The organism is Leifsonia sp. NPDC058230, assembly GCF_042882245.1.
Classification (GTDB): Bacteria; Actinomycetota; Actinomycetes; order Actinomycetales; family Microbacteriaceae; genus Leifsonia.
Map to the genome: position 1 here is coordinate 309,808 of NZ_JBHVWM010000005.1, position 13,481 is coordinate 323,288.

Annotated in this window: 14 protein-coding genes; 3 read left to right on the forward strand and 11 right to left on the reverse strand. The window is 66.4% G+C overall.

Going from position 1 to position 13,481, the window contains the following annotated elements:
- Positions 1 to 58 precede the first annotated feature (58 nt).
- On the forward strand, positions 59 to 541 hold the full coding sequence (locus tag ACFVV0_RS17455) for a hypothetical protein (RefSeq protein ID WP_387065928.1): 483 nt from the start codon (positions 59 to 61) through the stop codon (positions 539 to 541).
- Between the two features lie 12 nt (positions 542 to 553).
- Here ACFVV0_RS17455 and ACFVV0_RS17460 read toward each other — a convergent pair whose 3' ends face one another.
- The 11 genes from ACFVV0_RS17460 to ACFVV0_RS17510 all read right to left on the reverse strand — a co-directional run bounded on the left by ACFVV0_RS17460 (position 554) and on the right by ACFVV0_RS17510 (position 11,938).
- On the reverse strand, positions 554 to 1,996 hold the full coding sequence (locus ACFVV0_RS17460) for an aldehyde dehydrogenase (NADP(+)) (RefSeq protein WP_387065931.1): 1,443 nt from the start codon (positions 1,994 to 1,996) through the stop codon (positions 554 to 556).
- Complete coding sequence (locus ACFVV0_RS17465) at positions 1,993 to 2,967, reverse strand: C-terminal binding protein (RefSeq protein WP_387065934.1); 975 nt, start codon at positions 2,965 to 2,967, stop codon at positions 1,993 to 1,995. Before ACFVV0_RS17465 ends, ACFVV0_RS17460 begins: the two co-directional genes overlap by 4 nt.
- Positions 2,964 to 4,151 carry a fumarylacetoacetate hydrolase family protein gene (locus ACFVV0_RS17470; RefSeq protein WP_387065937.1) on the reverse strand — a complete coding sequence of 396 codons (1,188 nt, stop codon included), beginning with the start codon at positions 4,149 to 4,151 and terminating at the stop codon, positions 2,964 to 2,966. The genes ACFVV0_RS17465 and ACFVV0_RS17470 overlap by 4 nt, the downstream gene beginning before the upstream one ends.
- Before the next feature lie 68 nt (positions 4,152 to 4,219).
- Entirely contained in the window at positions 4,220 to 4,981 is a 762-nt protein-coding gene (locus tag ACFVV0_RS17475; protein WP_387065940.1) for an RraA family protein, read from the reverse strand.
- Between the two features lie 28 nt (positions 4,982 to 5,009).
- Entirely contained in the window at positions 5,010 to 5,867 is an 858-nt protein-coding gene (locus ACFVV0_RS17480) for an amidohydrolase family protein (RefSeq protein ID WP_387065943.1), read from the reverse strand.
- Entirely contained in the window at positions 5,867 to 6,640 is a 774-nt protein-coding gene (locus ACFVV0_RS17485) for an enoyl-CoA hydratase (RefSeq protein ID WP_387065946.1), read from the reverse strand. Before ACFVV0_RS17485 ends, ACFVV0_RS17480 begins: the two co-directional genes overlap by 1 nt.
- Positions 6,637 to 7,839: a CaiB/BaiF CoA transferase family protein gene (locus ACFVV0_RS17490; RefSeq protein ID WP_387065948.1), complete on the reverse strand. Its 1,203-nt coding sequence runs from the start codon at positions 7,837 to 7,839 to the stop codon at positions 6,637 to 6,639. The genes ACFVV0_RS17485 and ACFVV0_RS17490 overlap by 4 nt, the downstream gene beginning before the upstream one ends.
- Positions 7,840 to 7,879: 40 nt before the next feature.
- Positions 7,880 to 9,187 (reverse strand): ABC transporter substrate-binding protein, encoded by a 1,308-nt coding sequence (locus tag ACFVV0_RS17495; protein ID WP_387065951.1) that lies wholly within the window; start codon positions 9,185 to 9,187, stop codon positions 7,880 to 7,882.
- 11 nt (positions 9,188 to 9,198) lie between these two features.
- On the reverse strand, positions 9,199 to 10,116 hold the full coding sequence (locus ACFVV0_RS17500; protein ID WP_387065954.1) for a carbohydrate ABC transporter permease: 918 nt from the start codon (positions 10,114 to 10,116) through the stop codon (positions 9,199 to 9,201).
- Positions 10,116 to 11,078 (reverse strand): carbohydrate ABC transporter permease, encoded by a 963-nt coding sequence (locus tag ACFVV0_RS17505; protein WP_387065956.1) that lies wholly within the window; start codon positions 11,076 to 11,078, stop codon positions 10,116 to 10,118. Before ACFVV0_RS17505 ends, ACFVV0_RS17500 begins: the two co-directional genes overlap by 1 nt.
- Positions 11,075 to 11,938: an NAD(P)-dependent oxidoreductase gene (locus ACFVV0_RS17510; RefSeq protein ID WP_387065958.1), complete on the reverse strand. Its 864-nt coding sequence runs from the start codon at positions 11,936 to 11,938 to the stop codon at positions 11,075 to 11,077. Before ACFVV0_RS17510 ends, ACFVV0_RS17505 begins: the two co-directional genes overlap by 4 nt.
- Positions 11,939 to 12,110: 172 nt before the next feature.
- On the opposite strand from ACFVV0_RS17510, the gene ACFVV0_RS17515 reads away from it, so the two are divergent.
- Positions 12,111 to 12,848 (forward strand): GntR family transcriptional regulator, encoded by a 738-nt coding sequence (locus tag ACFVV0_RS17515; protein WP_387065961.1) that lies wholly within the window; start codon positions 12,111 to 12,113, stop codon positions 12,846 to 12,848.
- Entirely contained in the window at positions 12,845 to 13,381 is a 537-nt protein-coding gene (locus tag ACFVV0_RS17520; protein WP_387065963.1) for a gamma carbonic anhydrase family protein, read from the forward strand. The genes ACFVV0_RS17515 and ACFVV0_RS17520 overlap by 4 nt, the downstream gene beginning before the upstream one ends.
- Positions 13,382 to 13,481 lie beyond the last annotated feature (100 nt).

The window sequence follows — 13,481 nt, forward strand, 5'->3', positions numbered from 1 at the left end:
CGCCGCCGATGACGTCAACGACTGAGATGAACACGTTGCAGGCGAGAGGGGCTACGAAATGACGACGACGGGGACTTCAGCGGTCGAGGCCGGAGAGCTTTCGAAGCTTCCTGCTGGTCCCATCCTGGTCCGACTGCGCCGGGTGCTGATTACGACGGCCGTGGCCGCCGCTCTCTACACCGTTCTCAGCACGGGAAGCGTCGCCACGTGCTCCAGCGGGGAGGCGACCGACGCGGGTGACATGGTGCAGGGCACGTGTGCCAACCTCGTGCTGCGGCCGAGCTGGTGCGTGTACGCAGCGCTCGCGGTCATCCTGTTCGTCGCGATCGGAAGGGTCGCCCGCCGCGCGTCCACGGTCCACGAGGCGCTCCGCCTCCTGGACCGCGCCGCCATCGTGATCGTGGCGCTCGCTGTCGTGTCGGCGGCGATAGGCCTGGTCTGGATGTCGCTCGTGCCATTGGACGCCCTCACCGGCGGAGGCACCCTGATCTTCCCGTTCCCGTTCAGTGCGCCCGAGCTCACCATCACCCATCAGCCCTGACGGGAGAGTCGCCTATAGCCACTCGCCGTCGACCCGCCGGTGCAGGCCGAGCGGATTGTCCTCCTGCAGCTCCGGCGGCAACAGATCGTCGGGGAATCCCTGGTAGGCGACCGGACGGACGAAGCGCCGGATAGCGGCTGTGCCGACGGATGTAGTGGCCGGGGCTGTCGTGGCCGGATAGGGGCCGCCGTGATGCTGGGCGTAGCTCACGGTGACTCCCGTGGGCCAGTCGTTGAACAGGATGCGACCCGCCTTGGTCTCGAGCATGGCGACGAGTCCGGCGACATCGTCACCGGGCTCTGCCCAGATGCTGGCCGTCAGCTGACCGGTCAGCGCGGCGGCCATACGTTCGCGATCACGCGCGTCGGCGTCTCGGATCACGACGCTCGCCGGACCGAACATCTCGGCCTCGAGAAGCTCGGGGTCGGCGAGCGCCTCGTGTGCGGAGAGGGTGAGAAATACGCTCGCAGGGCCGTCGCCCTCGGGCAACCTGGCCAGTTCGGTCACGCCCGGCCGGTGCAGCAACGCCTCGACGGCGTCGGCGAATCCGTCGGTCAGTCTGCCGGAGAGCAGGCCGAAGCTCGGCGCTCGGGCGGCGGCCTCAGCGAGGGTGTCGCCGGCTCCGTCGGCAGAGGAAGGCAGCACGAGGAAGCCGGGCTTCGTGCAGAACTGTCCCATGCCCAGCGTTGCCGATGCTGCGTATCCGCGGAGGATATCCGCTCCCCGTGCCGCCCAGGCGGCTTCGGTCACGAACACGGGATTGGTACTCCCCAGTTCGCCGAAGAAGGGGATGGGAACGGGACGCGAGTTGGCTCGGTCGAAGAGCGCACGGCCTCCTGAGGTCGAGCCGGTGAAACCTACCGCCTTGACCAACGGATGCTCGACGAGGGGGAACCCTGCGTCACGTTCCGCGATGAGCGCGAAGAGACCATCCGGCGCGCCGGCATCTGCGAGCGCCCTCACGGCCAGGGTGCCGGTCTGCTCCGCGAGTTGCGGGTGGTCGGGATGCGCCTTGTGAACGACGGCGCATCCCGCAGCCAGCGCTGACGCGGTATCGCCCCCGAGAACCGAGAATGCGAAAGGGAAGTTGGAAGCGCCAAAGACAGCGACGACGCCGAGCGGCCGGTTGACGCGGCGCAGGTCGGGTCGCGCGCCCATGCCCCAGGACGGGTCGGCGTGATCGACGGTCGCGTCCAGATGCTCTCCGCGGGCGACCTCGGCGGCGAGCAGGCGCAGCTGGAACACCGTGCGGGTCAGTTCGCCCTCGAGTCGGGGGCGGGGGAGATGCGTCTCCTCATGAGCGAGTGCGACGAGCGTTTCGCGGTCCGCCTCCAGGGCCGTGCCCAGAGCTTCCAGCCACCCGGCCCGTCGCGCGGGACTCACCGCCCGTGCGAGCTCGAAAGCTTCGTCGGCCTTGGCGACTGCTTGGTCGATGGATGTTCCGGTGGTGGTCATACGGCAATCTTCCTGGGTGGCACAACCGCGCAGCGGAGGGGCTTTCCGGAGAGGGCGCGGTCGGCCTCCTCCGCGGCGAGCCGCTGCAGCGCGGCCAGGGAGGTGTCGGAGAAGAAAGCGGCATGCGGGGTGAGGAGCACGTTCGGCAGGAAACGAAGCCGCGAGTCGGAAGGGAGAGGCTCCTCCTCGAAGACGTCGAGGGCGGCAGCACCCAGCCGGCCGTCATCGAGAGCGCGGCCAAGAGCCTCCTCGTCGATCAGAGGCCCCCGCGAGGTGTTCACGACCATCGCCCCGGCGCGCATCGCCGAGAACTGCTCGTCGCCGAGCAGGTGGCGGTTGGCCTCGGTGAGCGGTGCGTGCAGCGAGACCAGGTCCGACTCGGCGAGCAGTTGATCGAGCGACACCGGCTCGATTCCGTCGGCCCGCAGTGCATCCACATCGACAAAGGGGTCGTGGGCGATCACACGGAAGCCGAAGGGCCGCAGCCGCTGCGCGACAGCGCGGCCGATCCGACCCGTGCCGACCAGCCCGATGGTGGTCTCGGCGAAGCCGCGGATGCTCCCGAGCTCAGCAGGCGCGACCCATCCGGCGGTCCTGATCGTGTCGGTGTAACGGCTGACCTTGCGCAGACTGGCGAGGATCAGGGCGACGGTGTGGTCGGCGACGGTGTCGGCACCGTAGTCGGGCACATTGCAGACCGCCACTCCCAGCTCTGCCGCTGCGACAGCATCCACGTTGTCATAGCCGATGCCGTAGCGGATGACGACTGCGCCGGACGCAAGGACCGCCAGTACCGAGCGGGTGATCGGGGCGAAGTTGACGAAGACCACGGATGCGCCGGCGACGGCCGTGAGGGTCTCTTCCTCGGTGTGCACCTGGTGATGCGCGAAGTCGACGCCGTGTGACTCGGCGACCGCGCGCTCCCTGTCGACGCCACCGAAGGCCTGGTCGGTGACCACCACGGCGGTCACGACCGCACCCCGATCAGTCCACGTGCGGCGAGTGAGCGGAACAGGTCACGGATGCCGAACGTCCAGTCCGGCGCATCCTCAGCCGTCGTGACCTCGTTGACCAGACTGCCGAGCTCCGGGGAGGAGATCCGCACCACATCACCGCGATGGTGGGTGAAGCCGAGACCGGGCGCCCCCCTGTCCTGGGTCGGAGCGAAGAGTGTCCCGGTGAACAGGGCGAAGCCGTCGGGGTAGCGGTGGTGCGGGCCGAACGCGTGGGCGACGAGGTCGGTCAGGTCGCGGCTCATTTTCGACATCGAGCTCGTCTCCGCCAGTCTGAATCCATCGGCACCTTCGACCGTGAGGGCCACGTCGATCGCCCGCACGTCGTCGAGGTCGAACCCTCCGTCGAAGATCCGGACGAACGGGCCGATTGCACAGGAGGCATTGTTGTCCTTGGCCTCGCCGAGCAGAAGTGCGCTGCGACCCTCGAAGTCGCGGAGGTTCACGTCGTTGCCCAGAGCGGCGCCGACGATCTCGCCACGAGACGTGACTGCGAGCACCACCTCAGGCTCCGGGTTGTTCCAGGTGGAGCGTTCGAGAACACCGACCTGCGCTCCCGCCCCGACCGACGAGAGCACAGGCGCTTTCGTGAAGATCTCCGGATCGGGCCCGATCCCCACCTCCAGGTACTGAGACCACAGGTCCGCCTCGACGAGCACGTGCTTCACCTGCGCGGCTTCGGGAGAACCGGGGCGCACGCCATCGAGAGCGCCGCCGATCGCGGACATCACTTTCGCGCGCACAGCATCGGCGCCGGCAGGGTCGCCCTTCGAGCGCTCCTCGATGACCCGCTCCAGCATGCTGGTCGCGAATGTCACCCCGGCAGCCTTGATGACCTGCAGGTCGAACGGCGAGAGGAGTCGCACCGAGTCCGTGTCACGGTCGATGCTCGACCGCAGGACCGTCTCCAGATCCCACTCGCGGTCCGGCTCGGCGAACCTGGCCAACTCGATGATGTCGGTGCGGTCGAGGAGATCGGCCGTGGTCGGGGCATGCGAAGTGATGTCGGCCAGTCGATCGCCGCGTACGGCGACCACGCACGGGTGGCCCGTGACGGGGTCGATCACACGGCCGACGAGTGTGGCGTCGGCCGCATCGGGCAGGAGGCTGTCGCGCAGCGGCGACGATGATGTATGTGCCATGGTCCTTCTCGATCGTGAGAGTGGCCGGGGTCCGAGCGGACCCCGGCCGTGGTGACTCGGAACTCGGCTCAGAGGTCGCCGAAGTACGCCTCGATCGCCTCGACGTCGACGGTCTCGTCCATCGTCTTGCCGAGGGCGCGGTACTTCTCGCGGCGTGCGCGCATGTCGGCGAGGAGGATCGCGCGTGCGTGCAGCGCGACCACCTCGGCCACCTCCTGCGGCACGACGACGACACCGTCGTCGTCGGCACCGACGATGTCGCCGGGGTTGACCTGCACCCCGCCGCAGGCGATCGTGCCCTGCGTCTCGATGGCCTGGATGCGGCCCGGGATGATCGTGCGGCCGCGGTGACGGGCGACGACCGGCGTGCGCTGGAGCTCGACCTCGCCGGTGTCGCGGCAGTAGCCGTCGGTGATGATGCCGACGGCGCCGTTCACGACGGCCCCCATCGCATTCTCGGAACCCCAGAAGCCGACCTCGGGACCGCCGCCGGCGTCCATCACGACGACATGGCCGGGCTTCAGGTTGTCAGGCAGTCGCGCGGGCGGGTTCTTCTCGAACCAGATGGCGTGCGCGCTGACGATGTCCTCTGTGGTGTCGAGCTTCCACATCGGCTTGTTCGACGGCACGCAACGGATGGTGACCGCCTCGCCCCAGAACTTCATGCCGCTCCACAGCGGGCGGACCTCCGGATCCATCAGACCGATGTTGAAGTATCCGATCCCGTCGAGGGCGTCGACGACATCCACGACGCGGAGGTGCTGGTAGAGGCTGGACAGGTTGGACGCATCGGCCTTCTCGAAGGTCGTCGTCGGACTCGTGATCGTCATTGTTCTCTCTTCCGTGTTCTGTTTCGGCTCAGCTTGTGAGCGCTTCGACGCCGAGGGCGTACCACCGGTCGGCGGTCCCCCCGGACACTTGTTCCTGCTGACCCGGGTCGGGCAGGTGACGGGCGACGATGCGCCCGAGGTCGCGCCAGGCAGTCCCATAGCTCGCGCGGAGCAGGATGACCGGCCAGTTGCTCGCGAGCATCAGGCGCGAGGCTCCGAACTGTTGGCAGACGTGCTCGACATAGCGGTCGAGCACCTCTGAATCCCAGCCGTTCCAGGCTGTGAGTGCATCGATGCCGACCGACACCTTCATCGCCACGCCCGGAGCGGCGGCGAGTTCGGAGACATTGCTCGCCCACGGCTCCCAGCCCTGAGTGTCGAGGGGCGGTCGGCCGAGGTGGTCGACGATCAGTCGCAGCTCGGGCACCGCGTTCGCCAGTTCGATCACGCGCCGGGTCTGTGCGGCGGTGATCGGGACGACGTCCCAGGCGAGGCCGCGCGAAGCAAGGTCCCTGAACAGTGCGAGCGAGTCCGGCGTGGTCAGCCAATCGAGCGGATCGTCGGCGATCAGGCAGCGCACGCCACGCAATTTGGGCACGGCGGCCCGTTCGAGCTCGGCCTCCACGGCCCGCGGGTCGCGAATCGGCGCCCAGCCGACGATGCCGGCCACGCGCGGGTGCTTGGCGTACTCCGCCAGGCGATCGTTCTCGGCCGGCTCGTCGACGGACTGCATGACGACGGTCAGATCCACTCCGGCGTCGTCCAATTCGGCGACCAGGTCGGCCGGCTCGAAGTCTCGCTCGAGCGCGCTGTGCGCGGCAGTCCGCCAGGGTTGTTCCTGAGCATCGGTCTTCCAAAAATGATGATGGGCGTCGATGGTCGCCATCAGTGTCCTTTCCATTCGGGCCGACGCTGCTCGAGAAAGGCGGTGACGCCTTCCTCGAAATCGGCACTTCCGTAGCACTGCTCGAGCACGTCGGCGTCGTCGGGAATCTCGACGGATGCATCCAGCCGCCGCCCGAGTTCTTTGAGCGCGCGAAGGGTGAGCGGGGCCGATCCGACGATCCGCTTCGTGACGGCCGCGACGGCCGGTTCGAGCGTCCCTGGCTCGCAGAGCGACAGGAAGCCCGAGGGCGCAAGTTCCTCTGCAGGCACCAGACGGGCGGTCAGGAGCATCGCATCCGCGTGCCCGGCGCCCATCCGGTCACGAAGTCGGCGCACGACCGGAACAGGGAGGCAATTGCCGACCGTGCGGGCGATGGGTGCGCCGAAGCGCGAGCCGCGTTCTGCGATGACGATGTCGCAGGTGGCCGCTAGCGCGAGCCCTGCCCCGACCGCCGTCAGCTCGACCGCCGCGATCGTGGGAACCGGGATGCTCGCAACTGCACCGAGCACCGAGCCGACACGCCGCTCGTAGTCGACGCCATCGGCGCCCGACCGGAAGTCGGTGAATTGACGGATGTCGGTGCCGGCCGCGAAGCCGTCCTCCGGAGTGCCCCGGAACACCACGGCCGCCACATCATCGCGCGTGCTCAACTCGCGCGCGAAACGCTCGAGCTGGTCGTACATCGTCCAGGTGAACGCGTTGCGTTTCCCCGGGTTCGACAGCCCGACCCGCGCGACGCCGTCGGCGACCGTGAGAGTGATCTCGCCTGTCATGCCGGTCGCTCCACAGGTTTGCGCAGCTCCGCGAGAACCTCGTCGGTGTGCTGACCCAGAAGGGGCGGCGGGGTGACGACTCGGGCGGGGGTGCGGGACAGCTTGATCGCCGGCCCCAGCACTGAGGTGGTTCCCTCGACGGGATGCTCGAACGACGTCACCATGTGCCGCGCCTTGACGTGCGGGTCGTCCCGGAGGACCTGCTCGTAGTTGCGGATCGGTCCCGCAGGCACACCGGCATCGAGCAACAGCGCGACCCACTCGTCGGTGGTCTTGCGCACGAATCTCCGTTCCAGCTCCGCGACGAGGTCGGCGCGGTTGTCCATCCGGTTGTTGTTGTCTACGAACCGCGGATCGTGCTCGAGCTCGGGCGCATCGATCACTGCGCACAGGATGTGCCACAGCTTCTGGTTGTTCGCGCCGATGGTCAGGTGACCGTCACTCGTGGCGAGCGCTTGGTACGGGGCCGACATGCGATTCGCCGAGCCGAGCGGCTTAGGACTCTCTCCGGTCGACCAATACTCGGTCGACTCCCAAACCGACATCGCGAGAGCCGACTCGAACAGCGACGTCTCGAGGTACTGGCCCTCGTCGCCGTCACCACGAGCGAGAAGCGCGGCGAGGATGCCGATGGCGCAGAACATCCCGGAGCCGAGATCGGCCAAGGGAATGGCCGACTTCATCGGCGCCCCGTCCGGTTCCCCCATCACACTCATCACTCCGGTCATGGCCTGCGCGATCAGGTCGTAACCGGGATAGGCGGCGTACGGACCGGTCTGGCCGAAACCGGAGATGCTCGCGTAGACGATGCTCGGGTTCACGGCGTTCACCGCCTCGTAGCCCACTCCCAGCCGCTCGGCCACGCCGGGGCGGAAGTTCTCGATGACCACATCCGCGGTTTTCGCCAGTTCCAGGAAGAGCTCGCGCCCTGTCTCCTGTTTCAGGTCCAGTACGACGCTGCGCTTGTTGCGGTTGAGCGAGAGGAAGGCTCTGCTGTCGTCACCGACGACTGAATAGCCCCACGATTTCCTGGTCTGGTCGCCGTGGTCGGGATTCTCGATCTTGATCACATCCGCGCCGAGGTCGGCGAGGATCATCGTGCAGAACGGACCGGACATCACCTGGGTGAGGTCGAGCACGCGCACCCCGTCGAGCGCTCCGCGCCCACTGCTGTCCGCGCTCTTCTGTCGGTTGTCCATCACTTGTTCCTCGCCTTCCTCGTCGCTCATCCCTTGTCCGTCACTTAGTGCCGAGGCTCGCGTTCGCCTCGGAGAAGAACGCATCGACCGCCTGCTTCACTGTCTTCCGTCCGAACGCGATGTCCTGGTAGTTCCGCAGGAACGACTGCTCGAAGACCGCGTTGTAGCCGGAGGGGATGGTCTGCGCGGGCACCTTCTCGCCGAGGATGTACTGGTACTGCTCGAGGACGGTCTTCACACCACCGGTGGCGGTTGCGATCTGGTCTTTGAGCTGCCGCGAGTTCGCGACGGCACCGTTGTCAGAGGCGAACGCGTTGGAGGCGTCGTCGTTGTTCGTCCAGAAGTCGATGTACGCGGCCGCGGTGGTCACATTCGAGCAGCTCACCGGGATGGAGTAGCCGCTGACGAAGAACATGTTGCCGAGCCCGGACTTGCCCGTGGGGAAGGCCATCGTCGTCACGTCTGCTGTGGGCGCCGCGGCCATGATGCCGGGAAGCGCGTTGCCGGCGGTCTGCTCGCTGAGCACTTTGCCCAGCGTCACATCGAACTGCTCGAGCTGGGCCGGTTCCTCCGCGTTCTGCTGCGGGGTGGTGGTGTATCCGGCCTTGGAGTACTTCTGCCACATCTCCCAGTACTGCTGGAGCACTGACTTGGAGAAGCCGATCTTGCCCTTGTCGTTGAACATGTCGTGCCCGTTGGAGATGACGTACGCGGAGAAGGTCGGCTCGTCCTGCCCCTGGTCGTCGGTGGCCTTGATCCCGTCGGGCAGCTTGGAGGCCGCATCCTTCAGCCAGGCGCCGTAGTCATCCCAGGTGTAGCCCTGCTTGAGCAGTGGGATGTCGTACTTCTTCGCGATGGCGCCGTTGATGGTGTCGGCGTTCCACGCGACACCGAAGGGGATCATGTAGAGCTTGCCGTCCGGGCCACGCCCGGTGTCGAGCACGCTCTTGGGGATGTCGCTGACGTCGATCTGACCGGACTTCACCAGAGGGTCGAGGTCTTTCATGGTCCCGTTGGTGGTGTAGTCGTTGAGCTGCCGGGTCTGCAGTGTCGTCACACAGGGAAGGGACTTGCTGGCCGCCTGCACGTTGAGCTTGTCGAAGTACGTCGCGAAGTCGCCCGCTGAGGCCTGCACGGTGGTGCCGGGGAACTTCTCCTCGAAGAGCTGGTCGATCTTGGTGTACTTGGCGACACGAGTGGATGAACCCCAGTAGCTGAGCTGGATGCTGCCGCTCGGCTTGCCCGCGGAGGCGGACGGCGCGGGCGCGGAGCTGGAGCAGCCGGCGAGCAGCAGCGCTGCTGTGACGCTGGCAACTACAGCAGGGAAGGCGTTCTTGGTGAGCTTCATTGCCGTACCTTTCATTTGATTCCGGATGTAGCGATGCCCTCGATGAGCAGCTTCTGGAAGGCGATGAAAAAGCCGACCAGGGGTGCGAGGGAGAGGGTGGCCATGGCGAACAGGGAGCCGTATGAGCTCTGGCCGCCGGTGGCGTCGAGGAACGCGTTCAGTCCGATCGGGACCGTCCAGAGTTGGCTGTTGCTGAGGTAGAGCAGCGGCCCGAGGAAGTCGTTCCAGGTGTTGATGAACGTGAACAGCGCCGTCGTGCCGATGGCCGGCAGGGCGAGCGGCAGGATGATGCGGGTGAAGATCCCCCAGTGCCCGGCCCCGTCGATTTTTGCTGCATCGTCGAGGTCGCGGGGGAGGGCGCGGATGAACTGGACCATGAGGAACACGAAGAACGCGTCGGTCGCGAGATAGTGCGGCGCGATGAGCGGTGCGAACGTGTTGATCAGATTCAGCTGGTTGAACAGGATGTACTGCGGTACGAGCGTGACGTGATACGGCAGCAGAAGGGTCCCGAGCAGCAGCGCGAAGAGGATGCGCTTGAAGGGGAACTCCATCCGAGCGAACGCGTAGGCGGTGAGCGAGCACGCGATCAGGTTTCCGACGACCGACAGAGCCGAGATGATCAGCGAGTTCAGGAAGAACTGCGAGAAGTTGAGTGCTCCGTTCCCCGTCCAGCCGTTCTTGTAGTTGTCGAGGGTGTAGTTGGTCGACAAGATGCCGAGGCTCTTGAAGATCTCGTCGTTCGGACGGAACGAGGCGGCGACCATCCAGAGCAGCGGATAGAGCATGGCGATCAGGATCACGATCAGCACGGCGTGCCGTGCGATGGTGACGGCGACGCGGTTCTTCGGCTTGCGCACGATCCGCGCCATGAGCGGGGGCTTGCCCTGTTTCGCTGCCGGCGGTCGGTCGGTTGTCAGAGTGGTCATCAGCGATCTCCGTAGTGGACCCAGTACTTGGCCGTGAAGAAGAGGAATCCGGTGAATCCGGCGAGCACGACCACGAGCACCCACGCCATGGCGCTCGCGTAGCCCATGTTCAGCTGGGTGAAGCCCTGCTGGTACAGGTAGAGCGTGTAGAACAGCGTGGAGTCCGCCGGTCCGCCGTTGCCGCCGCTGATCACGTAGGCGCCGGTGAACGCCTGGAAGGCGTGGACCGTGTCGAGAAGGAGACTGAAGAAGATCAGCGGACTCATGCTCGGTAGCGTGACGCTCCAGAACCGGCGCAACCGACCGGCGCCGTCGACCGAGGCCGCCTCGTACAACTCTCGAGGCACCTGCCGCAGCCCGGCCAGGAAGATGATCATCGTCGAGCCGAATGCCCAGGCATTCAGGCTGATGATCACCCCCAGCGCACTCGATGGGTCGCCGATCCAGCTGCCGTGGTGGATGCCGAGGGCGGCTAGAGCGTTGTTCACCAGTCCCGAGTCACCGAAGATCTGGCGCCAGAGCGTGGCGATCGCGACGCTCGCGCCGAGCAGGGACGGCAGGTAGAACAGCGCGCGATAGCCGGTGATGAACTTGATGCTCGCGTTCATCATGAGAGCCACGACCATCGAGACGATGAGCACGACCGGTACGGAGATGACGACGTAGACCAGGGTGACCCGCACCGATTCCCAGTACCTCGGGTCCTGCGTCATCTTCACGAAGTTGTCGATCCCGATCCATTGAGGCGCGCTCAGCAGGTTGTATTTCGTGAAGGACAGGTAGAGCGAGTAGATCATCGGGCCGAGGGTCAGCCCGATCAATCCGATCAGCCAGGGGAGCAGGAAGAGGAATGCCGTCCGACCCTCGCGCTTCTGCAGCAGTCCGCGCTTGACGCGGCCTGGCCGTTTGGCACCGCCTGCGATGCCGGGCAGCTCGTTGATGAGTGCGGTTGATGCTGTCATCGGAGTGCACCTTCCTTCTTCGCCCAGTCGGCTGCGTGCTGCTCGACAACACCGGGGAGCGACTCCGAGAGGAGACGCGCCAGCGGCACGTCGATGTCAGCGGACCGGGCTGCGTCCACGACTTCGAGCAGATCTTTCTGGTACGGCCGTTCTGAGCGGGGTACCCCTGCGCGTTCGTACTCCGCGGTGAGCCGGTCGAAGAAGCCCCAGTTGCGCCCGGCCCAGGTGTCGGCCAGACCGGTGTTGACTGCTTCGAGCACAGCATCATCGGCCACCCCGTATGCAGCGGTGAGGCGAAGCGCCTCGTGCACTCCGGCGAGGGATGAGAACAGGATGAGCTGGTGCGCGAGTTTCGCAGCCGACGCCGTACCGACGCCGCCGAGCACGAACCGTTGATCCCCGAGTTCGGTGAGAAGCGGGTCCGCGTCGGAGATCTCTCGCTCGTCCCCGCCGACGAAGAGTGTGAGCGCGCCGCTCTCGGCGCGCTCGGCGCCGCCGGAGACGGGCACATCCAGAAAGGCAGCGTCGCCGACCAGCTCCGCCAGTTGCCGCGCGCGCTCCGGCAACACCGTGCTGTGCACCACGATCGTGTTCTCTGACGTCAGCGCCTCTCGCAGGCCGCCGTCGAGCACATCGCGAACGGCGGCGTCGTCGGGGACCGCGAAACAGACGAACCGGCTGTCTGCGAGACCAGCAGCGTCCACGGACCGTGCGCCTCGACTCGTCAGCTCTTCGACACGTCCGAGGTCCCTGTCGAGCACGGAAACCTGCCAGCCGCGCTCCAGAAACCGCGCGGCGATCGCTCGCCCGAGATTGCCGAGGCCGACCAACGCGACCGTTCTATCCGGGTTGACTGACACAGGTCCTCCTCGACTCTGAGTGGTGGGAATGTGCGATGCCCCGTGGGGCTGACGTGATTTCCTTTTGACTAATGTCTACAAGATACAAACTACTTTCTGCAAGAGGCAATTTCTGAGATAGTGTGAGCCTCGTCGGCGCAGATCTGTCGCCGCAGAATGGCCGGGAGGGTCCATGGGCGAGATCACCGACCTGCGAGCTCAGCACGCGGGTAGCGAAAACAGGCTGGAGTCGCCGAGTTTGGTCAAGCTCGCCGTGGAGGCGATCCGCAACCGGATCCTCGCGGGCGAACTTCAGCCGGGCGAGCGCTTGCATGAAGAACGACTGACCGGAGAACTGGACATCAGCCGGCCTCCACTCCGTGAGGCGCTTCGCCTCCTGGAGAACGAGGGCCTCGTGTTCACGCGACCCCGTCGCGGGTCCTTCGTCGCAACGCTCACCGACCACGACGTCTATGAGATCCTGACGTTGCGTTCGGCACTCGAGCGGACAGCTTTCGAGCTCGGAATCCCCGTGCGCACCCCCGAGCTGCTCGAACCGGCACGCGAGGCGCTGGAGGAGATGGAGCGCTTCGCCCGTCTGGAAGACCGTGGCGCCCTCGTTCAGGCCGGCTATGCGTTCCACTCGCGACTGATCCGGATAGCCGAGCATCGTCGGCTCGAGGAGATTTACGGCTCGGTTCAGCAGCAGGTGCTGCTGTGCATGTCCCGCAACCTCATCGCCCGCGAACGCTTCCATGAGAACCTGCTCGAACACGTCAGCCGTCATCGTCGTCTGCTCGAGCTCGTAGCGGCCGGCGACCCCAAGGCTGCGCTCGAAGAACTCGCGGTGCACGGCGAGCGCTCGTTCGACGCCACCGTCGTGCGCAGGCACGGTCTTCCCCTCCCGGACGATGAAGCGGCCACGCGATGACGGCGAGCGATAGGGCCCTGATCGTCGAACTGTCCGGCGGGCGCGCGCCGCTCGTGGCCGAGGGTGCGTGGGTCGCCCCAGGCGCCATTGTCGTCGGGGACGTGTCGATCGCCGACGGCGCGAGCATCTGGTACGGCGCGGTGGTGCGCGCGGACAACACGTCGATCTCGATCGGTCGCGACTCGAACGTGCAGGACAACGTCTCCGCGCACGTCGACCCCGGTGCCGCTCTCGCGATCGGCGAGAGGGTTTCCATCGGACACAATGCTGTGCTGCACGGCTGCACGATCGAGGACGACGTGCTGGTCGGCATGAGTGCAACGATCATGAACGGTGCGGTGATCGGCACCGGCTCCCTCATAGCGGCAGGGGCGCTGATCACCCAAGGCATGGTCGTTCCAGCGGGTTCCCTGGTCGCCGGGGTGCCCGGTAAGGTCCGGCGCACGCTGACGGATGAGGAGATCGCGTCGATCGCCCGCAACGCGGCCACCTACCGCCGGCTGGCCACGGAGCACCGCACGGCGACCTCGTGAGGTCCCTCGGACCGGGCGCGCGAACGAGGGTCTGAGGCAGGAACGGACACGAAACGTACGTCCGCATCCCAAGAGTGGTGGCTCGCTCGTGCCCGAATCA

Excerpts from the sequence above, each read along its gene's own strand:
- ACFVV0_RS17455 (WP_387065928.1), top strand. The coding sequence starts at position 59 with ATGACGACGACGGGGACTTCAGCGGTCGAGGCCGGAGAGCTTTCGAAG.
- ACFVV0_RS17460 (WP_387065931.1), bottom strand. The coding sequence starts at position 1,996 with ATGACCACCACCGGAACATCCATCGACCAAGCAGTCGCCAAGGCCGAC.
- ACFVV0_RS17470 (WP_387065937.1), bottom strand. The coding sequence starts at position 4,151 with ATGGCACATACATCATCGTCGCCGCTGCGCGACAGCCTCCTGCCCGAT.
- ACFVV0_RS17475 (WP_387065940.1), bottom strand. The coding sequence starts at position 4,981 with ATGACGATCACGAGTCCGACGACGACCTTCGAGAAGGCCGATGCGTCC.
- ACFVV0_RS17480 (WP_387065943.1), bottom strand. The coding sequence starts at position 5,867 with ATGGCGACCATCGACGCCCATCATCATTTTTGGAAGACCGATGCTCAG.
- ACFVV0_RS17485 (WP_387065946.1), bottom strand. The coding sequence starts at position 6,640 with ATGACAGGCGAGATCACTCTCACGGTCGCCGACGGCGTCGCGCGGGTC.
- ACFVV0_RS17490 (WP_387065948.1), bottom strand. The coding sequence starts at position 7,839 with ATGGACAACCGACAGAAGAGCGCGGACAGCAGTGGGCGCGGAGCGCTC.
- ACFVV0_RS17495 (WP_387065951.1), bottom strand. The coding sequence starts at position 9,187 with ATGAAGCTCACCAAGAACGCCTTCCCTGCTGTAGTTGCCAGCGTCACA.
- ACFVV0_RS17500 (WP_387065954.1), bottom strand. The coding sequence starts at position 10,116 with ATGACCACTCTGACAACCGACCGACCGCCGGCAGCGAAACAGGGCAAG.
- ACFVV0_RS17505 (WP_387065956.1), bottom strand. The coding sequence starts at position 11,078 with ATGACAGCATCAACCGCACTCATCAACGAGCTGCCCGGCATCGCAGGC.
- ACFVV0_RS17515 (WP_387065961.1), top strand. The coding sequence starts at position 12,111 with ATGGGCGAGATCACCGACCTGCGAGCTCAGCACGCGGGTAGCGAAAAC.
- ACFVV0_RS17520 (WP_387065963.1), top strand. The coding sequence starts at position 12,845 with ATGACGGCGAGCGATAGGGCCCTGATCGTCGAACTGTCCGGCGGGCGC.